19 protein-coding genes are annotated in these 23,102 nt (G+C 59.3%); 15 read left to right on the top strand and 4 right to left on the bottom strand.

The window, feature by feature from the left end:
* Positions 1-7 precede the first annotated feature (7 nt).
* The 7 genes from GGR28_RS02085 (at position 8) to GGR28_RS02115 (ending at position 6,447) form a co-directional block, all read left to right on the top strand.
* Complete coding sequence (locus GGR28_RS02085) at positions 8-1,723, top strand: dynamin family protein (protein WP_183494053.1); 1,716 nt, start codon at positions 8-10, stop codon at positions 1,721-1,723.
* Entirely contained in the window at positions 1,724-2,305 is a 582-nt protein-coding gene (locus GGR28_RS02090; RefSeq protein ID WP_183494054.1) for a pseudouridine synthase, read from the top strand.
* Between the two features lie 43 nt (positions 2,306-2,348).
* Positions 2,349-2,564: a PspC domain-containing protein gene (locus GGR28_RS02095; RefSeq protein WP_183494055.1), complete on the top strand. Its 216-nt coding sequence runs from the start codon at positions 2,349-2,351 to the stop codon at positions 2,562-2,564.
* 112 nt (positions 2,565-2,676) lie between these two features.
* Positions 2,677-3,897: an inositol-3-phosphate synthase gene (locus tag GGR28_RS02100; protein WP_183494056.1), complete on the top strand. Its 1,221-nt coding sequence runs from the start codon at positions 2,677-2,679 to the stop codon at positions 3,895-3,897.
* Positions 3,898-3,913: 16 nt separating this feature from the next.
* Positions 3,914-4,762 carry a sugar phosphate isomerase/epimerase family protein gene (locus GGR28_RS02105; RefSeq protein WP_183494057.1) on the top strand — a complete coding sequence of 283 codons (849 nt, stop codon included), beginning with the start codon at positions 3,914-3,916 and terminating at the stop codon, positions 4,760-4,762.
* A gap of 37 nt (positions 4,763-4,799) precedes the next feature.
* Entirely contained in the window at positions 4,800-5,813 is a 1,014-nt protein-coding gene (locus GGR28_RS02110; RefSeq protein WP_183494058.1) for an aminodeoxychorismate synthase component I, read from the top strand.
* Positions 5,814-5,838: 25 nt separating this feature from the next.
* Positions 5,839-6,447, top strand: coding sequence for an aminotransferase class IV (locus GGR28_RS02115; RefSeq protein WP_183494059.1), 609 nt, complete (start codon positions 5,839-5,841; stop codon positions 6,445-6,447).
* On the opposite strand, the gene GGR28_RS02120 is transcribed toward GGR28_RS02115, so the two are convergent.
* On the bottom strand, positions 6,444-7,058 hold the full coding sequence (locus GGR28_RS02120; protein WP_183494060.1) for an SRPBCC family protein: 615 nt from the start codon (positions 7,056-7,058) through the stop codon (positions 6,444-6,446). The two genes, GGR28_RS02115 and GGR28_RS02120, sit on opposite strands and share 4 nt — an antisense overlap.
* Before the next feature lie 133 nt (positions 7,059-7,191).
* Between GGR28_RS02120 and GGR28_RS02125 the strand changes: the two genes are divergently transcribed.
* From GGR28_RS02125 to GGR28_RS02160, 8 genes are all read left to right on the top strand, one after another.
* Complete coding sequence (locus tag GGR28_RS02125) at positions 7,192-8,550, top strand: 3-keto-disaccharide hydrolase (RefSeq protein WP_183494061.1); 1,359 nt, start codon at positions 7,192-7,194, stop codon at positions 8,548-8,550.
* A gap of 11 nt (positions 8,551-8,561) precedes the next feature.
* Positions 8,562-9,875, top strand: coding sequence for a Gfo/Idh/MocA family protein (locus tag GGR28_RS02130; protein WP_183494062.1), 1,314 nt, complete (start codon positions 8,562-8,564; stop codon positions 9,873-9,875).
* Between the two features lie 28 nt (positions 9,876-9,903).
* Positions 9,904-11,931, top strand: a complete 2,028-nt coding sequence (locus tag GGR28_RS02135; protein WP_183494063.1) for a bifunctional riboflavin kinase/FAD synthetase — start codon at positions 9,904-9,906, stop codon at positions 11,929-11,931.
* Positions 11,932-12,014: 83 nt separating this feature from the next.
* Positions 12,015-13,064 (top strand): ketol-acid reductoisomerase, encoded by a 1,050-nt coding sequence (gene ilvC, locus GGR28_RS02140; protein ID WP_183494064.1) that lies wholly within the window; start codon positions 12,015-12,017, stop codon positions 13,062-13,064.
* Between the two features lie 105 nt (positions 13,065-13,169).
* Complete coding sequence (locus GGR28_RS02145) at positions 13,170-14,825, top strand: glycerol-3-phosphate dehydrogenase/oxidase (protein WP_183494065.1); 1,656 nt, start codon at positions 13,170-13,172, stop codon at positions 14,823-14,825.
* 33 nt (positions 14,826-14,858) lie between these two features.
* On the top strand, positions 14,859-15,323 hold the full coding sequence (locus GGR28_RS02150; RefSeq protein ID WP_183494066.1) for a hypothetical protein: 465 nt from the start codon (positions 14,859-14,861) through the stop codon (positions 15,321-15,323).
* A 52-nt stretch (positions 15,324-15,375) separates the two neighbouring features.
* A complete protein-coding gene (locus GGR28_RS02155; RefSeq protein ID WP_183494067.1) occupies positions 15,376-17,763 on the top strand; it encodes an endonuclease MutS2 in 2,388 nt (795 codons plus the stop codon).
* Positions 17,764-17,783: 20 nt separating this feature from the next.
* Positions 17,784-18,896: an Mrp/NBP35 family ATP-binding protein gene (locus GGR28_RS02160; RefSeq protein WP_183494068.1), complete on the top strand. Its 1,113-nt coding sequence runs from the start codon at positions 17,784-17,786 to the stop codon at positions 18,894-18,896.
* 3 nt (positions 18,897-18,899) lie between these two features.
* Here the strand turns inward: GGR28_RS02160 and GGR28_RS02165 are convergent, their stop codons facing one another.
* Genes GGR28_RS02165 through GGR28_RS02175 form a run of 3 tightly spaced genes read right to left on the bottom strand, consistent with a single transcriptional unit; the run spans position 18,900 to position 23,092 of the window.
* Entirely contained in the window at positions 18,900-19,580 is a 681-nt protein-coding gene (locus GGR28_RS02165) for a phosphorylase family protein (protein ID WP_183494069.1), read from the bottom strand.
* Positions 19,577-22,807: a UvrD-helicase domain-containing protein gene (locus GGR28_RS02170; protein ID WP_183494070.1), complete on the bottom strand. Its 3,231-nt coding sequence runs from the start codon at positions 22,805-22,807 to the stop codon at positions 19,577-19,579. The genes GGR28_RS02165 and GGR28_RS02170 overlap by 4 nt, the downstream gene beginning before the upstream one ends.
* Positions 22,808-22,831: 24 nt before the next feature.
* Positions 22,832-23,092: a hypothetical protein gene (locus GGR28_RS02175; protein WP_183494071.1), complete on the bottom strand. Its 261-nt coding sequence runs from the start codon at positions 23,090-23,092 to the stop codon at positions 22,832-22,834.
* Between the last annotated feature and the right edge of the window lie 10 nt (positions 23,093-23,102).

Genomic DNA, 23,102 nt, shown 5'->3' on the forward strand with positions numbered 1-23,102 from the left:
TTACCGCATGGCAAACCTAATCGACGCCGGCCTCCAGGCCGACCGCGCCCGACTCGAAGAGATCATTAAGCGGCTGCACGAACTTACCATCCGGATCGGACACGATGAGATGGCCACCACGGTGAGCGACCTGCGCAACCGCATCTTCGAACCCTTCATGTTCGTGATCGTCGGCGAGGTGAAGGCGGGAAAATCCAGCTTCGTCAACGCCCTGCTCGCTACCGGTGAGGAGATTGCCAAGGCCGCCCCCCAGCCGATGACGGATACCATCCAGCAGATCATTTACGGCGAGGAACGCCGCGAGGTAACCGTTAATCCCTACCTGAAAAAAATCTTCCTACCCGTCGACATTCTTCGCGAGATCGCCATCGTCGATACCCCCGGCACCAATACGATCGTCGAGCACCACCAGGAGATCACCGAGCAATTTATTCCCGCCAGCGACCTCATTGTGTTCGTTTTCGAAGCGAAGAACCCGTACCGGCAGTCGGCCTGGGACTTCTTTAAGTACATCCACGGCGACTGGCGCAAGAAGACCATCTTCGTCCTCCAGCAAATGGACCTCGCAACTCCCCAGGAGCTCGAGGTAAACTTGGCCGGCGTGGCCGAAAAAGCACGCGCCGAGGGAATCGAGGAACCCCGGGTATTCGCGGTCTCCGCCAAGCAGGAGCAAGCGGGATCGGAGGCTACCGGTTTCGCGCCCCTGCGCCAGTACATCAGCGACAACATCACGGGAGGTCGCGCCCCCCGCCTCAAGTTGAACAACAGCGTCATTACCGCCCAGACCATCAATAGCCGCATCGCGGACGGGCTGCTGGTCCGGCGCAGCCAGTTCGAGGCCGACAGCCACTTCCGTACGGACATCCAGGAAACCCTCGACGAGCAGGTGGCCCAGAGCAACAAACAAGTGGATCTGATGGTGGAAAATCTCCTGCTGACCTACGACGGGATCACGCGCGAAAAGCTCACCGAACTCCGCAACGGACTGAGTATGTTCGGACTCGTTAAGCGCAGCGTAGCGTCCACTTTCGGCAGTACGCCCAGCGCCAAAACCTGGCTCGAAAACCTGGCCCGTGACCTGGAAACCGAGCTCAACGATAAGCTACGCGCCCGCCTGAACGACAACGTAGTAGACCTGGCCGAGAGCATTCAGCAGATGGTGAAGACCATCGACCTGAAGATCCGCAGCAGCCAGACGATACTGAGCAACGACCACGAGATTTTTTCCAGCATCGCCGAGCGCCGCGAGAATGTCCTGCGCGATCTACAGGACCAGTTCAATCGCTTCGTAAGCAAGACCGAAAACTTCACGGACGAAAGCCTCTTCGCCGACCGGGAGAACCTCGCGCCCAACCTTGCGGCGGGTGGGGGGATTGCCGCCCTGGGGGTCATTCTGATGGCCCTCAGCACCCTCCCGGTTCTGGACGTCACGGGGGGCGTGCTTACCACGGTGGGCGTCATCTTTGCCGGCTTCAGTACCCGGGGCAAACGGCGCCGAATCGTAGAGAGCTTCGAACAGGAGATCCAGAGCGGCCGCAGTCGGCTGGCCGGTGAACTAGAAGAAAAACTTAAAGCGTACATCTCTACCCTGCGGCGACGCATCGAGGCCAATTTCGCGCGCTTTGATGAGATGCTGGACCGGGAGCGCAAGAACCTGCTCATCCTGGAGGGCACCCACCGCGAGGTCGAGGAAGAACTGGCTACCCTGTCCAGCGAACTGTAGATGCGGTACTTTCTGATCAACAAGCCCTTCGGTACCCTGAGCCAGTTTACCCGTGAAGCGCCGGAGCACCGTACGCTGGCCGATCTGTACGATTTTCCGCCGGGCGTGTATCCGGTGGGACGACTGGACCGGGATAGTGAAGGCCTGCTCTTGCTTACCGACGATAAGCGGCTCAATCATCGGTTACTCGATCCTTCCTACGGTCACGCGCGCACGTATTGGGTACAGGTTGAGGGAAAGGTGACGGAGGAGGCGATTCGCGCACTGGCCGCCGGGCCGGTCATTCGCATCAAGGGTAAGGAACATCACTCGCGGCCCGTCGGGGTGGAACGCATTGCTCCTGCGCTCCCGCCCAGAGATCCTCCCATCCGCGTGCGGCAGCAAATTCCCGACACCTGGCTCGCGCTCACGTTACGGGAAGGAAAAAACAGGCAGGTGAGGCGGATGTGTGCCGCGGTAGGTCATCCAGTGCTGCGCCTGCTGCGGTATGCCATCGAGGACCTGACGCTTGCTGACCTTGCCGGCCAACATGTGCGGGAAGTTTCGGTTACTTACTTGCTGCCCCGGCTAAAGATCAAATAAGTAACTTAGCGAGTGATCTCCGCTCATGAAACAATCGCCGCACATGGAACTACTGCGTAGAAAACTGGAGCGTTCCGCCTTCGGAGTGTGTGCCTGGCTTGCCGATAAGATGGGCATCCCGCGTAGCCGGGTGCGGATCTATTTTATTTACCTGTCCTGTCTGTCCCTAGGATCTTCCCTCCTGTTCTACTTTTTCGCGGCCTTTTGGCTCAACGTGCGGGAATACATCCGGGAGGGACGGCGGCAAATGGGCCTTTAGCGACCTTCCGCGATCAGCGGGACAACCTCTAAATGTAGCCCGGTGTATACCCCATAGCCGGGATTGCCCGTATAGTAGAGTAAGTCAGGATCGCTAACACAATACACTTAAGTTGAATAATCATTCCGAACGCCCCACGTCGCAGCCCCTGGGCATCGCGATCATCGGGCTAGGTGGCGCGGTAGCCACTACCGCAGTCGCCGGCATCCAGTTGATTCGCCAGGGCGTCCAGGCTACCACCGGTCTGCCCCTCGCGGAATTCGATCACCGGGACCTGGTAGCCTACCAAGACATTTACTTCCGCGGCTGGGACCTGTTTCCCGTTGACCTTTACACAGCGGCCCGTAAGCACGGCGTGCTCAGCCGGGAACAACTGGATGCCGTAGCGGATGACCTGGCCGGCAGGCGTCCGTGGCCCGCAATCAGCAACCGCAACTACTGCGAGGGGGTGGTGGGGGAGCGGGACAGCACCGGATCCCACCGCGAGTTGATCTCCGGAATTCAGCAGCAACTCGATGAATTCGCCCGGGAAATCGATGGCCGGGTAGTGGTGATCAACCTGGCGAGTACCGAGCACGCCGTCGACATTTCTCCCGAGGTGTACCAGCACACCGACGCCTTCGAACGGGCCCTGGACAACAACGATCCGGACATCAGTCCGGCCATGCTCTACGCCTACGCCTGCATCACCCACGGGGTGGCCTACGGCAACTTTACTCCCAGCCGCGCGGTGGACATACCGGCCCTCCGCAAACTCGCCGCAGCCCGGAACATTCCCGTAGCCGGCAAGGACGGCAAGACGGGACAGACCTACCTTAAAACGGTTGTCGCTCCTGCCCTGCGCGCACGCGCACTGCACGTAGACGGATGGTTTTCGACCAACATCCTCGGCAACCGCGACGGGGAGGCCCTTCGCCAGCCCGGCTCGCTCGAGAACAAAATCGGCACCAAGGGGGACGTGCTCGGCAGTTGCCTTGGTTACCCCGTCGAAGATCACCTCGTAAAGATCAACTACTACAAACCCCGCGGCGACGACAAGGAGGCCTGGGACAACATCGACGTATCCGGCTTCCTCGGCCAACGGATGCAGATCAAGATCAACTTCCTGTGTAAGGACAGCATCCTGGCCGCCCCGCTGGCCATCGAGATCGCCCGTTGCCTGGATCTGGCCGGCAGAAGCGGACAGGGTGGGGTAGTGGAGGCGCTCGGTGTGTTCTTCAAAGCCCCCATGACCGCCGACGACCGGTCGCCCAACCACAACTTCGGTCAGCAACAGGAGGAACTGGTCCGCTGGCTGCGGGAAACCCAGGTCCTGGCGAACGTAGCGGAGTAATTACCCCCCCTACCACATGTCCCTTCGTTACGCCTACAACACCAACGGCTGCGCCCACCACCGCTTACCGGATGCGCTAGACCTTATCGCAGCAGCCGGCTACGACGGCGTGGCCCTGACGCTCGACTGGCACCACCTCGATCCCCTTGCCGCCGACTGGGAACGGCGCACGGTGGAAGTACGGTCACACCTCCGCTCCCTTGGACTGGACTGCGTCATTGAGACCGGGGCACGCTACCTCCTGCGGCCCGGTGAGAAGCACGAACCGACCCTGATCAACCCAGATCCCGCCGGGCGTGCCGTGCGGGTAGATTTTCTGCGCCGAGCGATCGACATCGCAAAAATGCTGGAGGCGGAGACCGTTTCCTTCTGGGCCGGCGTAAAGCAATCCGGGCTGGACGACGAACTAGCCCTTACCTATCTGGGCGATGCGGTGACGAAACTTGCAGAGTACGCAATCGAGCAGGGCGTAGACATCAGCCTGGAACCCGAACCGGGAATGCTCATCGAGACAAATGCCGACTATTTATCCCTGCTGGAGCGATATCCCGTCCTGAAAGACAAGGTAAAACTCGCGCTTGATCTCGGCCACGTATGGGTCACGGGGGAGGAGGAACCGGCGCAGGCGGTGCACCGATTTGCCGACCGACTCGGCACGGTTTCGATCGAGGGCATGAACCGCGGCGTACACCACCATCTGCCCCTGCACGAGGGGGATATGCCCATCGCTCCCCTCGTAGATGCACTGCGTGCCGTACATTTCGATCGACTGGTTTGCGTGGAGCTTAGCCGGGAGTCGCCGCGGGCTCATCTGGCCATTCCCCAGAGCATCGCATTTTTGAAAAACCTGGAAAGGGGCGCTTAGCGATGTAACTTTTTGCGCCCCGCTGCGTCCTAATACCGTGACTTTCCCCAAGACACCTACCGACTGGACCAGCCGCCTGAATGCATACGGTGCCTCCGCAACGCCGTGCTTCTTTCTGATTGACTTCGAAATGAAGCAACCCCGGTGTTGGGCCATCGACCAGCTAGGCGGTACCGGGGTCAATTTTAGTTTTCCCCGTCTCCCGGACGCGGCGACGTCATTTTCTCCTCCGGTGGAGCTGTATCCTATTCCCATCCCGCGCGAACGGTTTGCCACCGCTTACTCCCTGGTGCAGGCCGGATTGCAGCGGGGAGACAGCTTCCTGGCCAACCTCACCTTTCCCACGCCGGTAGCGCTCGCCGGTACGTTGAGGGATGTATACCTGCAAAGCCGCGCGAAATACCGCGTCTTGCTTCCCGGGCGGTTCGTCAGTTTCAGTCCCGAAACCTTCGTCACGATTTCCGCCACCGGCTACATCGAAAGTCGCCCGATGAAGGGCACGGCCGAAAATACCGCCCACGCCCGGGAGCAATTGTTGAATAGCCCGAAGGAAATTGCCGAGCATGCCACCATTGTCGACTTGATCCGCAACGACCTGAGCCGCGTAGCCAGGCGGGTGCGGGTGACCGACTACCGCTACCTCGAAACCATCGGCACGGCGGGGGGTGAATTGTTGCAAACCAGTTCCGCGATCGGCGGATCACTCGCCCCGGGATGGTCGTCACGGATGGGTGACATTCTAGCCGAACTGCTTCCGGCCGGCTCCGTCAGCGGTGCTCCGAAGTCCGCAACCCTGGAGCTGATCCGGCGGGCGGAAGGGGAAGACAGGGGCTATTATTGTGGGATCGCCGGCTACTTCGACGGAGAATGTCTGGATACCTGCGTACTGATCCGGTACATCGAACAGCGACCGGGAGGCTACGTCTTTCGGTCCGGAGGGGGCATCACCGCCCGCAGCCAGGAAGAGGCCGAGTACCAGGAGCTCAACGACAAAATTCGCATCCCACGGTTCGGGGCACTCCCGGATTCCGTACCATTGTTTACCCATTGACCAAAAACCGAATAACCACTCCCCTTTGTCTTCACCTAAATTACTCGAAAGCATCCGTTTGGTTGATGGCGAATTGCCCCTGCTCGACTACCACCAGCGACGTGTGGACCGCTCCCGTCGCACCTATTATCCAAAGGGACCGGCTTTCCGCCTCGCCGCAGTAACGAATGAGCTATCCTTACCCACCGTGGGTGAGTACAAACTGCGCCTAGTTTACGGAGCGGAGCTGCTTAGCTGGGAGGTGCAACCCTATTCCATCCGCGCGGTCTCTTCCCTGCAGGTGGTACACGCCGACGACCTGTGCTACGGGAAAAAGTATGCGGACCGCACGGCGATCAACGGACTATACAACCGCCGGGGGGGATGCGACGACATTCTCATCGTCCAGCGCAACCACGTGACCGATGCGAGCTACGCCAACCTGGCCCTCTTCGACGGCAGTCACTGGTACACGCCGGCCTGGCCGCTGCTGCGCGGTACGCGGCGTGAATTCCTGATCAAGCAAAAGGTACTGCGGCCATCGGTGATTCGCCTGCGGGATATTCCCCACTTTCAGTCCATCCGGCTCGTCAATTCGATGATGGAGTGGGACGATGGCCCTACGATCCGCACCGAAGCCGTGCTGGGGCTCTAACTACTCGCGACCGTCTCCAATCGGCGGCGCAGGTTTGCAATAGTTTTGACCGGGCCGCCGGTGATGATTTCCTTACGCAACCAGGCGGGCAGTCCCGCCCCGGCATCCGTACGTACCGTACACTGAATTTCCACTTTTCCATCGGCCAACGGGGTGATCACCCACTCTCCGGAGTACACTTCCTGGCGGTCGCGCCCCTTGGTAGCGGGGATGGCCGCGGGGCTGGCGGTGATCGTTCGCGTCAAAATACCCGACCGGTCAGTGCCTTGCTCGACCCTGGCAACGACCTCCTTGTCCCGAAAGGGGAAGGGCATATCGATGCCGGACACGAAAACGTAATCGTCTAGGTCCCCCCCGTCTACGATGTACGCTCCGTCGCAGCGGTGCACCCACTCGGGGTAGTTAGGGGCATCGTCCAGCACTTGCCGTACCCCCTGCACCTGCGCCCGCGCCCGGGTAACTGCCTTTACCGAAAGGTCGCCGTTCGCCTCCTCCCTGACGTATATTTTCACCCCGTCTTCCTGTGATTCGAGGACGAAACCGTCGCTGCTTTGGGCGGGAACGCAGGAGCAGTAAACTGCAACTAAAAGCAGGGTAGCGAGGTGTTTCATGCAATGTTGTATTGAAATCAGTTCGGGAACGATGAATATATTCGTACGTTGCGAAAGGATTCCGGATAATTGCCTCTGCGCGCCGTTAATCATGGACCGGTCCGTACCGACTTTGAACATAACCAATACAAGAATGAAATATTTTGCTTTCGCGCTTTTGTGCACCCTCTGTCTGCCATTGGCGGCCCAGAGTGACGGCATGACGCTTCTTACCAATGGAAAGGACCTGAGCAACTGGGAAACCTACGGAGGCGAAGCACCCTACGAGATCAGCGGTGATACCATCACCGGCACGGCCGTGATAAATACGCCAAACACTTTCTTGTGTACCGACCGGCCCTACAAAGATTTCGTACTCGAACTTGAATTTAACGACGACGCACCCCTGAACAGCGGGTTCATGGTGAGGGGGCAGTGGCGGCAGCAAGACGATATCCGCCGCATCTACGGTTACCAGGTAGAGATCGACCCGAGCGCCCGGGGCTATACGGGTGGGATATACGACGAAGCCCGTCGTGGCTGGATATATCCCCTGCACTACAACGATAAGGCCCGTACCGCCTTCCGGCACGGGGAGTGGAACTCCGCCCGCGTGGAGGTGATCGGCCACGAGATCCGCACCTTCATCAACGGACAGTCGGCCGCGAACCTGATCGACAGCCTCGACGATTCCGGACTGATCTGCCTACAAGTACACTCCATTAACAAGGACCTGGCCGGCAAACAAGTCCGGTGGCGCAACATCCGCATCAAGGACAATGCGACGAAGGCCGACCAGATGCAGGCGGTACTAGCCCCTGTAGAGAATATGATGGTCAACCACCTTTCCGAAGCCGAACGCCGGCAGGGATGGCGGCTGTTGTTCGACGGCAGCTCCACCGACGCCTGGCGGGGAGTTAAAATGGGTGCATTCCCCGAAAGTGGGTGGGAAATGGCCGACGGTGAACTGCGGGTGCTGGCCGGCAACGGCGGCGAGTCTACCAACGGCGGTGACATCGTCACGAAGGAACACTTCAGCAACTTCGAGCTCGTCTTCGAGTTCAAGCCCACCGAGGGCGCCAACAGCGGCGTGAAGTACTTCGTTAATCCCGAACTGAACACCGGGCCCGGATCCGCCATCGGTCTGGAATTCCAGATCCTCGACGACGAAAAGCACCCCGACGCTAAGGCCGGAGTGATGGGCAACCGCACCATGGCTTCCCTCTACGACCTCATTCCCGCTAAGCCGATCGACATCGAACGCAGAAAGGACTACCGCATCAATGACTGGAACCGCGGCCGCATCAAAGTGAAGGACGGTAAGGTGGAGCACTGGCTCAACGGCTACAAGGTCGTTGAGTACGATCGCTTCAGCCAGATGTTCGGCGCGCTGGTCAACTACAGCAAGTATAACAAGTGGGAAAACTTCGGCCGGTGGCCCGCAGGTCCCATTCTTCTCCAGGATCACGGCGATGCCGTATCTTTCCGTACCATCAAGATTCGTGAGCTTTAACAACAACTACTATGTCTAACCGTCGCACCTTCATCAAGAAAACCGCCCTCGCCGGCGCCGGCCTCTCCCTCGGACTGCCGACTTACGGCAACGTCATGGGCGCCAACGACCGCGTCAACGTAGCGGTATTCGGTACCAACAGCCGGGGAAATTCCCTGGTCGGCACCTTCGCCGGCGCCAAAGATTGCGAAGTCATCGGCATCGGTGACGTAGATACCCGCGCCATCGCAAAGGGCCAGCAGACCGTGATGGAAAAAACCGAAAAAACGCCCGAGGGCGATCAGGATTTCCGCCGCTTCCTCGACAACAAGGACGTAGATGCCGTAGTCATTGCTACCCCCGATCACTGGCACGCACCGATGGCCATCATGGCCCTCGATGCCGGTAAGCACGTCTACGTAGAAAAGCCCTGTAGCCAGAACCCCCACGAGGGAGAACTGCTGGTTGCAAAACAGGGCAAGACCGGCCTGAAAGTACAGATGGGCAACCAGACCCGCAGCAGCGTGACCCTCAACAAGGTCGTCAAGGAGATCCACGACGGCCTGATCGGAAACGCCTATGCGGGCAAAGCCTGGTATGCCGCCAGCCGCGGACCCATCGGGGAACACAAACCGGAGCCGATTCCGGAGTGGCTCGACTGGGAACTCTGGCAGGGGCCGGCCCCTCGACAGGATTTCGATGCCCTGCTCGTGCACTACAACTGGCACTGGTTCTGGAAGTACGGCACCGGAGAGTTGCTGAACAATGGTACCCACGAAGTGGACATGTGCCGCTGGGCACTCGGCGTCGAATTCCCCGAGCAGGTCACCTCTTCCGGTGGACGCTTCGCCTACGACGACGCCTGGGAAGCCTACGATACCCAGCTGGCCAGCTTCAAATTCCCCGACGGTAAGCACATCCACTGGGACGGCCGCAGCTGCAACGCCATGCCCATTTGGAACCGCGGTCGCGGTGCTATGATCTACGGCACCGAGGGCAGCGTACTGATGGACCGGGGCGGATATATCGTCTACGACCTGAAAGGAAACGAGCTCCGCCAGGAAAAGGAAGCCGCCGAATCGGTAAGCATGGACGTAACCGGCGGGGGCAACCTCGACGAGCTGCACATCGCAAACTTCATCCGCGGCATCAACTCGGACGAGGCGCTGAACAGTGACATTGCCTCGGCGAATCCCAGCGTGACCATCTGCCACCTCGGCAACATGGCGCAGCGCACGAACTCCGTGCTCGAGTGCGATACCACTACGGGAAAACCGAAGAACAACGAGGCCGCCCTGGCACTCTGGAAGCGGCAGTACGAGCCGGGTTGGGAGCCGGTGGTGTAGGATTAACTTCCTACCTTTGGGGTCCCGAATGAAAACCCATTACCAGTTAGACCAATTGCCCCGCTTCCGGCGGGCCGTGATCACCATCGGCAGCTTCGATGGGGTACACCAGGGGCACCAGCAACTGCTGGCGCGCATCAAACGGATGGCGGAATTGAGGGGGGGAGAGAGTGTGGTCATTACCTTCGATCCCCACCCCCGGGCCATCCTGCGTCCCGATGACGACAGCTTGCGTCTACTGTCAACGACCCACGAAAAGGCCAACTTCTGCGCCGACGAGCTGATCGACCACCTGGTGGTCGTGCCCTTCACGACGGCCTTTAGCGAGCAGTCTCCCCAGGAGTACATCACCAACTTCTTGGTCAGGAATTTCTCCCCCGACCGGATCGTCATCGGGTACGATCACCGGTTCGGGAAGGATCGGGCCGGGGACGTGGAATTGCTGCGCTACTTCGGACCGCAATACGGCTACGAGGTCGTCGAGATTGCCGCTCAGGAAGTTGACGAAATTACCGTCAGCTCGACCAAGATCCGTCGGGCCCTCGAACGCGGCAACGTGGAGCGCGCCGAACACCTCATGGGCCGTCCCTACGAACTTACCGCTGAGGTGGTGGAGGGGCAGCGCATCGGGCGAACAATCGGCTTCCCCACCGCCAACCTCCGGCCGTACCACTACCTCAAGCTGATCCCGGCCCGGGGGATTTACGCGGTGGAAGCGAATGTCAGGGGGAGCCGCCACGACGGAATGCTCTACATCGGGGACCGTCCCGTAATGGGGGATGGCCGGGGTACCACGATCGAGCTCCACCTCTTCGATTTTGACGAGGACATCTACGGAGAGCCCGTGACGGTTTACTTCCGGAAGTACCTGCGCGGCGACCTTCAGCTTGGCGGACTTGACGCATTGCGCGATCAGCTGCGGCAGGATGAAGTAGGTGCGAAGCAGGCACTACAGACCATCCGCAGCCGGGAGGAAAAACGGGGAAGTAACCCCGACACGGCGATCGTCATTCTGAACTACAATGGGCGGAACTACCTTGAAAAGTACCTGGCCACCGTAGTGTCAACACTGGAGGAGAACTGTCGGGTGGTGGTTGCCGACAATGCCAGCACCGACGACTCGGTAGCCTGGCTCAAAGGGCACTTTCCGGAAGTGGAATGCATCGTGCTGCCCACTAATCAGGGGTTTGCAGGTGGCTACAACGTCGCCCTGCGCATGGTGAAGGCCGAGATCTTCGTGCTGCTCAACAGCGATGTTCGGGTGACGCCCGGTTGGCTGGGTGCTATTCTGCCCCACTTTGCCCACCCGCTGGTCGCCGCGGTGCAACCCAAAATCCTGGCGGAACACTCCCCCGACTGCTTTGAGTACGCCGGGGCTGCCGGTGGGTTCATCGACTTTCTGGGCTATCCCTTTTGTCGGGGCCGACTGTTCGCCCATACTGAGCGCGACGAGGGGCAGTACGACGGGACGACGGAAATTTTCTGGGCGACCGGGGCTGCATTTTTCGTGCGTGCGGAACTGTTTCGACGGTTCGATGGCTTCGAGCCGGAATACTTTGCCCACGCTGAGGAGATCGACCTGTGTTGGCGGATGAAGCGGGCCGGGTACCGGATCCTGGTCGAACCTTCCGCAACGGTGTACCACGTAGGGGGCGGAACCCTGGCCTACGATACCCCCCGCAAGGCCTACCTGAATTTTCGCAATACGCTCATCACCAGTTTTAAGAATGAGCACGCCACCCGCCTGATTTGGTGGCTGCCGGTGCGCCTGTTGCTGGATGGTGCCGCCGCCCTGCTGTTTCTCAGCCAGGGTAAGTTCGGTCACATCGGGTCCATCCTCCGCGCGCATTTTCACTTTTACGCGGATCTGCCGCTGTGGATTTCACGGCGGGTACGCAGGTCCAAGGAAATCGAAGCGAGCAGGGTAGCTCCCCCACGAACGGATGCCGGCCGGGTAGCGGACAGCATCGCCCTGCATTATTACCTTCTGGGTCACAAACGGTTCTCGGAGGTAGCCATTGAGCAAGTAAAAGTGGAACCCGTGACCACAAATTAGCCGTCGTAAAAGTGGGGTAGGTTTGGTTTAGGGCTTCTCCATCGCTTTTGCATCTTTGCCATCCACACACAAATACGATAATTATGGCCATGTTAAACTTTGGCGGCACGGAAGAGAAGGTCGTCACCCGGGAAGAATTTCCCCTCGATAAAGCCCGCAAGGTACTTAAGGACGAAACCATTGCGGTCATCGGCTACGGCGTACAGGGACCGGGCCAGAGCATGAACCTCCGCGATAATGGATTCAATGTCATCGTCGGTCAGCGAAAGGGCGGCAGCAGCTGGGACAAAGCGGTCAAGGACGGCTGGGTTCCCGGCGAAACGCTGTTCCCAATTGAGGAGGCCGCCGACCGGGGTACCATCATCCAGTACCTGCTCTCCGACGCCGCCCAGATCGAGGTATGGCCCAAGATCAAGCCCTACCTGACTCCCGGTAAGGCCCTCTACTTCAGCCACGGCTTCGGAATTACCTACAACGACCAGACCCAAATCGTAGCTCCGGAGGGCGTAGACGTCATCCTGGTAGCCCCCAAGGGATCGGGCACCAGCCTGCGCCGCCTCTTTCTGGCCGGCCGCGGACTCAACAGCAGCTACGCCATCGACAAGGATGCGACGGGTCGCGCCTACGAGCGCGTCATTGCCCTCGGCATCGGCGTAGGATCCGGTTACCTGTTCGAGACGGACTTCCAGCGGGAAGTATACAGTGACCTGACCGGTGAACGGGGCACCCTCATGGGAGCCATTCAGGGAATCTTCGAGGCCCAGTACGACGTCCTGCGCGCCAATGGCCACACGCCCTCGGAAGCATTCAACGAGACCGTCGAAGAACTGACGCAGAGCCTGATGCCGCTCGTCGCCGAGAACGGCATGGACTGGATGTACGCCAACTGCTCGACCACCGCCCAGCGTGGTGCCCTCGACTGGAAGGACAAATTCCGCGATGCCGTCAAGCCCGTTTTCGAAGATCTGTACGAGAGTGTCTCCAGCGGTAAGGAAGCCAAACGGAGCATCGACCTGAACAGCCAGGGGGACTACCGCGTCAAACTCGAGGCCGAACTGAAGGAGCTCAACGACAGCGAAATGTGGCAAGCCGGCCGTACCGTTCGGTCGCTGCGTCCGGAAAACGCCGAGTAGCGCGTTAACCAAATCCACATACCGGCGTTGGATGGAGGTGGCTTTTGTCTAGTGCACATTGCACCTGCGGCCCCGCCCTTTGCTTTTTTCCATACCAGCCCCCTTATGTACGCTACCCAGGAACGTCAGGCCAAACTCGATCGCCTCGCCAGCACCCATTTTGATCTTCTCGTAATCGGAGGGGGCATCACGGGTGCCGGCGTGGCGCTCGACGCGGCCAGTCGCGGACTAAACGTGGCCCTGATTGAGCGCAACGATTTTGCCTCGGGCACGAGTTCGAAGTCGACCAAGCTTATTCACGGCGGACTGCGCTACCTGAAGAACCTGGAGATCGGCCTGGTGCGTGAGGTCGGGCAGGAACGCGCCGTCGTGCACAAGCTCGCGCCCCACCTCGTACGGCCCGAAAAAATGCTGCTTCCCCTGGTCGAGGGCGGCTCACTCGGTAAGCTCACAACAAGTATGGCCCTGTGGGTCTACGACTTCTTGGCCGACGTAGAGGGGGACGACAAGCGGGTCATGCTGACTAAGGAGGAAACCCGCGAAATGGAGCCCCTGCTCCGCGACGATATCCTCACCGGTGGCGGATTCTATGCGGAATACCGTACGGATGACGCCCGGCTCACCATCGAGAACATCAAGACCGCCGAACAACACGGCGCCCTGGCCGCGAACTACGTGGAGGCGACCGACTTCGAGTACGACGAAGACCACCAGATTAGTGCCGTACGCTGCCGCGACCGGTTCTCGGACCGGGAGTTGACGATCAATTGCGACCACGTGATCAGCTCCGCCGGGCCGTGGGTCGACGACCTGCGCAAGATCGACAAGAGCATGAACAACAAGCGCCTCTTTCTTTCGAAGGGGGTGCACATCGTCGTTGCCCGGGAGCGTCTTCCCCTCGCCCACGCTTGTTACTTCGACGTGGACGACGGCCGGATGCTTTTTGCCATTCCCCGCCTTCGCTGCACGTACATCGGCACTACCGATACCCCGTACAAAGGCGACCCGAATGCCGTGCCCGTCCACCTCGAGGACGTGGAATATTTGCTGCGGGCCACCAACCAGATTTTTCCTACCGTCGACCTGAAGGTTGAGGACGTGGAATCCAGCTGGGCGGGCGTGCGGCCCCTGATCTTCGAGGAGGGGAAGAAGGCAGGAGAGATGTCGCGAAAGGATGAAATATTCGAGAGCGACTCCGGTCTGTTGAGCATCGCCGGTGGCAAACTCACCGGGTACCGAAAAATGGCCGAACGGGTGGTAGACCGCCTGGGCAAGCAACTGCACGACGAGGGGGAGGACCTTGAAAAGAACACCACACGGGCCATTATTCTGACCGGCGGGCCATTTAAGGATTTTGAGGAGGTGCTGACTTACGAAAAGACCATTGCCGGAATGCTGGAGGCGGTAAGTTTAGCCCCCGACCGTGCTGGCTATCTCGTTGCGAATTACGGGAAGCAAAGTCCGGAAATTATCGAGCTGGCCGCCGGGCGAAGTGAGTCTACTGATGTGGGCAGACTGGCTGCTGCGGAGGCGGAGTGGTGCATTAAAAACGAACTGGCCGTGTATCCGCTCGACTGGGTCGAACGCCGGTCGGGCCGTTTGTACTTCGACATGCCCAGCATTGCGCCCATCCTCGACGACGTACTCAACGTGTTTGCCGATGCTTACGGATACACGGAGGCGGATCGGGAGCGGGAACGTCGGCGGGTAACGGAAGCGATCGATTGGGTGAGTACATTCAGTTCGGCAGATAACAATTAGTGGCCCTTCTTGTTAGGCGGTAAAAGCCGTCCTATGACTTCGGAGGTATCGATTTTTGCGCGCCGGGTGGACCCGGTCCTGCAGGCGGGGGTGATCCTGGGGATCGTATTGGTAGTGGATGTTTTTAGTCTCATTATCTCCGGTACGAACACGGTGGGGGTGAGCAATCGCTTCCCCTGGTTGTGTGCCGCCAGCTTCATGCTTTTCTTCGCCCTCTTCAACGCGGTACTTAGTGCGTCCGCTCCGAATACCGCCAGGTACTGGGGCCGGAGTTTGTACAGCTTCATGGGACTTGCCCTGGGGGCGGGGCTGCTGGCCTGGGCCTTTAGTGGACTCACTATCTCCGAGGCCGGGTCTTACCGGTGGATCTACCTCGTTGTCACGGTGGGTTACCTGGTATTTCTGGGGATGATTTCCCTGATCAAGAACGTCGTGAATTTCGCCCAGCGGGAAGAATGGAACAAACCCCGCCTGAAGAACCGTCAGCGGGAGGATTAACCAACCATCGCCCGTTCTGAACGGTTATCTTTCCTTAGTCGCGTTATATTCTATGCAGTTACTCCCCGAGGATACGTTCGAGAAGCTTGAATTTGATAAGGTGCTCACGCTGCTGGAGCGGCAGTGCAACGGCGAGATTGGGCGACAGGCCGCACGGGACCTTATGCCCTCCGTCAAGGTCACCGAGGTTAACCGCTGGCTCGACGAAGTTACCGAGTACCGTCAGGGTACCGATGAGCGAAATATGTTTACGATCGGTGCGTACGACGACATCAGCGAGGAACTTCGTGCCCTCCGCGTGGAGGGCTACGTACTGGTAGAAAGCGGTCTGGCCAAGCTGAACGTACTGCTCCTGCAGGCGAAGCAAATCTTTACCTTTTTCGGTCCCGCCGGTCGGCAATCGGCCTACGAGAATCTATATGCGGTCGTGCGGCAGGTGGATTACGTCCCGGAGCTTTCCGCCGCTATTGAGGCGGTCATCGATGCGGAAGGCAACATCCGGTCGGATGCATCGGAGGAATTATCGCGCATACGGCGGCTCATCGGCAGCAAACAGCGGGAAGTGGAGAAGGCTTTCCGGTCGGTTATCGAGAAGTACCGCCGAGCCGGATACCTGAGTGATACCGTGGAGAGTTTCCGCAACGGGCGCCGGGTGCTTACGGTACCGAGCGAGCACAAGCGGCAGATCAGGGGCATCATCCACGATGAGTCGGCCACCGGTAAAACCGCCTACATCGAGCCCGACGAGGTTATCGGGATCAACAACGACATCTTCGACTTTCAACAGGAAGAGCGCCGGGAAATCTACCGAATCCTACGGGAGTTATCCGCATCCCTGCGGCCCTACGTTGACCAGATAACCGCTTACCGTGACCTGATCGCCTACTTCGACCTCGTGCAGGCCAAGGCCGCACTAGCGCGCCAGATGAAGGCCGAGCGCCCGCGGGTAGGCCACCAGCCGAGTATCGGGATACTCGAAGGTCGTCACCCCCTGCTTTATCTTAAGAACAAACAGTTCGGAAAAAAGACCGTTCCCTTCGACCTTAAACTCAGGGGAAAGAACCGCATCCTGATGTTATCCGGGCCGAATGCCGGGGGAAAATCCATATCGATGAAATCCGTCGGGCTCATTCAATTGATGGTGCAATCGGGGATGCTGGTGCCGGTAAATGAAGAAAGCGAGCTCGGAATTTTTCATAAGGTGTTTGCCGACATCGGCGACCAGCAGAGCATCGAGGATGACCTGTCAACCTATTCCAGTCGCCTCAAGAACGCCCGGGAATTTATCGGTGCGGCGGACGATCGTACCCTCGTGCTGATTGACGAATTCGGATCCGGTACCGATCCGGCCCTGGGCGGCGCGATTGCGGAGGGCGTGCTACAGGGACTCAACGCGCGTGCAGTGTACGGCGTGATTACTACGCACTACAGCAACCTGAAAATCTTTGCCTACAACACCCCCGGCATTGTCAACGGCGGCATGAACTTCAATAAGGATTCGCTGTCGCCCACCTACGAGCTCAAGGTCGGTCGGCCCGGCTCGAGCTACGCCTTCGAAATCGCACAGAAGAGCGGACTCCCGGGCGAGGTGCTCGCTTACGCCAAAAAACGCGCCGGCAAAAACGAACGGGCGGTAGACCAACTGCTCGTAGACCTACAGCGGGAAAAACAGGAAACTGAGGAACACCTACGTGCCCTGGAGCAAAAACAGAAAACGCTGGATGCCCTTACCCGGACGTACGAAGAACTTCACCGCGACATCGAAGTCAGGCGCAAGCGCCTGAAGCTGGAAGCGAAGGAACAATCCCTCGCGGAAACCGCCAAGTACAACAAGGAGATGGAAAACCTCATCCGCAACCTGCGGGAGGAAAAGAAGATCGACGAGGCGAAGGAGCAGGCGAAGGCCCTCCGCGAGGAACGGGAGAAGATCAGCGAACAGGTCACCGACCTAAGGGAAAACATCTACTACCAACCCCGGAGCGGCAAGAAGCAACGGACCGAATTCCGTGAGGGGGATTACGTAAAACTGCGCACGGGCGGTGCGAGCGGGACCATCGAATCAGTAGACAAGAAGCGAGCCATCCTCATCGTGGGTGACCTGCGCCTTACGGCCAATTTGCGCGACCTCGAGCCGGCGGATAATCCCATGACGCTGCGCAAGGAGCGTAGTGTTTCGAGTGACCTGAATGGGGTAGCGGCGTTCAGCAACAAGCTGGACGTAAGGGGGATGCGCTACGAAGAAGTGCTGAATACTACCCAGGCGTTTGTCGACCAGGCCCTGATGTCCAATGCGAGTCAGCTGCGTATCGTACACGGAAAGGGGAGTGGTGCCCTTCGCAGGGCCGTGCGCCAAAAACTTAAAGAATACAACCACGAATTTAGCCTGAGCACCCCACCGCGGGAGCAGGGCGGAGACGGAGTCACGATTGTCGACCTCTAGCCCCGGCCAAAAACTCACCCATGGAATTAAGTAAAATTGCGGCCGCACTCGCGACGGTCATGGACCCGAAGACCGGCCAGGACATCATCACCGCCAACATGGTCCTTCACCTGAAGGTCGAACCGCCGAACGTGTCGTTCACGCTTCAGTTGCCCAAGTTGGATCCGGAATACAAGCAGCAATTGAACTTCGCCTGTCAGGAAGCCGTACTGAACGTCTACCCCGATGCCCAGGTACACGTCCACATGCAAAACCCCGTCGCGGCACCCGGTGCCGGTCAGGCGGGTGGCCCCCAGAAGGCCAATCCGCTGCCCCACGTCAAAAACGTGATCGCCGTTGCCAGTGGCAAGGGTGGGGTAGGAAAGAGCACGGTGGCGATCAACCTGGCACTCGGACTACAGGAGCTCGGTGCGGCCGTAGGACTGCTGGATGCGGATGTTTACGGCCCTTCCGCACCGACGATGCTCGGTCTCCAGGGACAGAAGCCGAAGGTGGAAAGCATTTACGGAAAGCCTAAAATCAAACCGCTGTACGCTTTTGGACTTCCGGTAATGAGCACTGGTTTCGTAGTGGATCCGGAACAGGCAATCGTACTACGTGGGCCCCGACTGGCCGGAATCATTAAGCAGTTCATCGAGGAAACCATCTGGCCCCCGCTGGATTACCTCATCGTCGATCTTCCCCCCGGAACCGGCGATGTTCAGCTCACCTTGGTGCAGGTTGTGAGCGTGACCGGAGCCGTGCTGGTCACCACGCCCCAGGAAGTCGCTCTGGCCGATGCCGTAAAGGCCATGAATATGTTTTTCCTGGAGAACGTAAGCGTACCCGTACTCGGCGTAGTGGAGAACATGGCCTACTTCACCCCGGCGGAGCTTCCCGAAAACAAGTACTACATCTTCGGAAAGGGCGGGGGAAAAACTCTGGCCAAAAAGAGCAACAGTATGCTGCTGGGCCAGATTCCGCTGGTGCAGTCCATCCGGGAGGGCGGCGATAGCGGAGAGCCGGCCATCCTGAACAAAGCCGATGAACTTACCCGGGAAGCCTGGCTTACCGTGGCCCGCAACGTCGCCCGACAGACCGCGCTGCGTAACGAGATGATGGGACCCACACCAATGGTAACCGTGAAGTCGTAACCCCTACTGAATAAAGGGAGCCAGCACCCGTTGGACGGCCTCGTTCAGGTTGGCGATGGCAAGGGGCATATTCCAGGCATCGCGATTACGCGGTTCGACGTAGTTGCTAATGGATCGCAGTTGCAGGGCGGCCACTTCGCACGATATACAGGCATAGAAAAATGCCGCACCTTCCATACTCTCTACCTGTACGTCGGGAAAGTCGGTTTTGATGCGCTGTAGCGAAGTGGCACTCCCCGTTGTGCGATTGACCGTTCCCCCGGCCACGGTAGGATAGGGCAGGATCGCCGAGGGACCAGCTGGAATCAGTACACCGTCCTCACGGAACGGATGGGCGGGAGGAAATCCGAAGGCGGCGGGCTGCAGCAGGGCGCCGTCCCTGTCCTCCGCTCCGAGGTCCATCGTTCGATCACTAACGACATTCACTACCTGCCCCAACTGAAGCGACCGGTCGAGTGCCCCCCCCACGCCGGCCTGAATAGCAAGGTTTACGGGAGCATCGGGCCGAAAGATTTGCCCGAGCGTAAAGGCCGTCGTCATGCTCCCGATTCCTCCGAAGGCTACCGCTACCTCGCAACGGGGAAAGGAGAGCACGTTCTCGCGCGAGCCGGTGGAGCGTTGTCGCAACCACTGGACCGTTGGGAGCACCTCGGGCGGGGTGGCGGCCAGGAGCAGGATCCTCAAAGTACGACTTCGTTCAGGCAGCCGGTGGCTGGAAGGTGCAGGAATGCGGCCGCTACCTTGCCGCCGTGAATGCGTTCAATGAGCTCTGACTGCAGGCGAAGTTCGGCCATTCTAGCGCCCATTTGGGCCTGGTACTGCTTGGGTCCTAGGCAGACGTCCTGGATCAGGACGCACGCTCCACCGGGCATTTCACCGAGAAAGTCGATGGTGCCGCGGTACCGGCGTCCGCCAAGTTCACCCCGCAGGGGCCAATTGCGTACGATGTTGGCGTCCGGCCAATTGCCATCCGTAAACTGTTGAAACGAATTCGCCGCGGCGATCAGCTGGTCGGGGGCCACTTCACCCCCGGGCCTGAAGTTGGCAAGCAGTCCGTAAGCCAATTCTTCCCGAACGGCATCACCCGACCGAGGTCCCGGATCACCGGCGATAAAGCTGCTGATGCACCTGGCATACAGTCGGAGATCGGTTGCCGGGTCGGGTTCTGCAGGATGAAAATAGGCGTAGGTCTCTCCGGCAGTTGAGGAGCCGTAACGCATCACCAAAAACTCTTCGTCGACCAACTGCGAGGTGTACGTCCTGCGCCCCGGCCGCTCCCCTACGAGAAACGGAATGGGCGAATGCACCATGGGCGATCGGGGTTGGCTGGTCGGTTCGGTGTAGTGGCGATTCGTCTTATCCACGTCGTGGCCCGCCCAGCTGAAGGGGGTTTCCGTAGTCGCCGGTTCCAGCACGGTGGTGGTCTTTCCGCCCCGCCCGTACACGCGATCTACCCAGGGAGCTCCCGGTTTGCCGGTCGGCAGGATCAGGTAGTCCCGGGCTCTGGTGAAGCCAACATAGAGCAACCTGGCCTCTTCGGCCAGCGCTTCGGTAACGGCTTGGTCCTTGTATTCACTCTCATCCAGGGCATCCACCCAGGGAATGCCTCCCGACAGTCGGTCGTAGGGATTAACCCAGTAGCGCAACCACCGATCGGCCAGCGGATTGGAGAGGTCCACGGCGGCCTGAGGGTCATCGGGAATTACGGCCCGGCCCCACACGCCGGCCCGAAGGCTCTGGTCGAGGTTGAAGCAAATTACCGCCGGCCATTCCAGTCCTTTACTGCGGTGGTACGTCATTACGTTGACGGCCTCCGGACGTTCCCCGGCGCCCTGTTTGTCCTCCCGCTCGCGCAGGAGTTGGTTGAGGTACAGCAGGTAGCCCCCGAGGGAAGCGGCCCGGTGCTGCCGGTGACAGTTGTCTTCGTACGCCACCGCCAGTCTCCGCAGTTCGTCGATGTTGCTCAGTCGCTGTTCCCCGTCGCCCCAGGCTACCGCGATGCGACGCAGGTCAATCCGCTCGAGCACGATATTAAGAATTTCACTGGTGGAATACTCGGCGGTAATGGCCCGCAAATCCTCTAACCGTTCGAGCAATTCCAGTTCACTTCCCCAGGTGCTTTCGTGCTGTTCCGATTCCAGGTGGGCCAGTCGGTGATCGATGATGTCGGTAAGGCTGTGGCGGCAGCCGAAGAGCATGATCTCAGCTACCGACAGGCTGTCGCCGCCGTTCAGCATATACTTTAGGCAGGCAAGCAGGAGCGTTGCTTCCGCCGTTTCGAGCAATCCGGTGCGGGCGATCGCGGCGGGGATTCCCTGTCCGGACAGTGCCTCCGCAACGGCTACGCAGCCGTAGTTGGAACGGCAGAGAATTGCAATGTCTCCGGCGCGAAGTGGACGTTCCTCGGCACTTCCCTTGGGCAAGATGAGTGGAGGATTTGCCAGCAATTCACGAATGGCCTTTGCGAGCGTAGCCTGCATAAAGGCAATGCTGTGCCTGCCTTTTCCCTCGACCTCGAAGTGCCAGTGTACAAGCCCCGCACGACCCCGCAGTCCGCAACTTTCGGGCGGTGCGAACTTTGACCCCTCCCGTTTTCTGACTGGCTCCAGGGCAACCTCCTCGGGTTTAAATTCCGGAAAGGCATTGACGAACAGGCTGTTGCAGGAGTATACGATGTCTTCCCGACTGCGCCAGCTCTGCGTCTGAATGTTGGCCGGGTCGATCGGTCCGTTGGCATTCATCACGGCGGCCATCAGCCGGGGTTCCGCACCCCGGAATCCGTAGATGGATTGTTTCGGGTCACCGACCCAGATACTTCGCTTGGCGAGCTGGCTTAGCCGTAGAAAGATTGCCAACTGGATCGGTGAAGTATCCTGAAATTCATCGACCATCAGTAGGTCCAATTCGCGGGATAAGGCGGCCCGAACGCTCGGATGGTCGAGCAACTGCAAAACCAGCACTTCCATGTCGGTGTAGTCTATCCGACCCCGGTTCTTCTTGTACCGGTCGTACTCCTCGATGGATGCTCGGGCACAGTCGAACAGCAGATCCTGGTAGTCCTTCAGGTCATCCTGAAAGGCACCGAGCGCGGCGTGTTGTGCCCCGATTTCGACGAGTTCGGCGACCAGGCTGCGGCTCTTCGCGCCGACCTCCCGCTCGTAACGACCCATCTTGGCGTAGTCCAACCACGGCAGGTAGTCGCGGTGCTTCAGGGTCTGGAGGGCGGTGCGAAGGGAAACGGCCGCCGATTCACTCTTTTTCGTTCCGTCGGCCTCATTCGCAAAAATGGCCTCGTAGGTTTCCTTCAGTACCCGCTGTATCCGGGTGTTGTACTGCGCGAGGGTGAGGGTAGGGTGGCGATCGGGCAGGAACTCGGCCAGTTTCTCCCAACTGTTGCGTTTGCTGCGTTCGATGTCCTCCGGGCTGAAGTTGTTTCCCCGAATGATCTCTACCAGTCCCAGGACGTCCTTGCGCCAATTGTATTTTTCGCCATTGCGGCTCAGGGACAGCTTATCGCACAGCAGTTCGATGTGGCGGATCTGTTCGAGGCTGATCACCGCGGCCATGCTCAGGTTGAACAGCCGCTGGTCGTCGCCGTCGGCAATGATGTCGACTTTGGGGCTTACCCCGGCTTCGTAGGCAAATCTCCGTAACAACTTTACTCCCAGTCCGTGAACGGTGCCGATGAGGGCGTTGGTCAGCTCGTTCGCCTCGCGCGTCATTCCCTCGCGAAGCAGTTTTACGCGCACACGTTCCTTCAGTTCCGCAGCGGCCCGTTTCGTAAAGGTGGTGGCGATGATGCCGCTGGGGCGGATGGCTCCGCTGGTCAGCAGATCGGCCATTTCCTGGGTAAGGCGGTAGGTTTTTCCACTGCCGGCACCGGCGGAGATAAGTTTGAGGTTATTCAGCAAGGGAAGTCTGTTGTTCCGGTTTTGTTATTCGGTATCCGCTAAGATGCGTTCCCTAATTTTGGCGAGCTGCTCCATCAGCCAGTCGTCCAGGTTACGGTACCAATCCAGGTGAGGGGAGAGCTTGGTACAGGAAATGCATTCCGTGTCTTTGAACTGTTTTTTGCAACTGGGGCAAATACCGGTGGTTTCGAAGGTGTCGAAGACGGTGCTGCAATTATCGCAGATCCAGTGCTTGTGTCCATCCGGTTCCCAGTCGCACTTAGGGCAGGCTATTTTCACTTCCATACGGTAAGTA

The organism is Neolewinella aquimaris, assembly GCF_014197245.1.
Classification (GTDB): domain Bacteria; phylum Bacteroidota; class Bacteroidia; order Chitinophagales; family Saprospiraceae; genus Neolewinella; species Neolewinella aquimaris.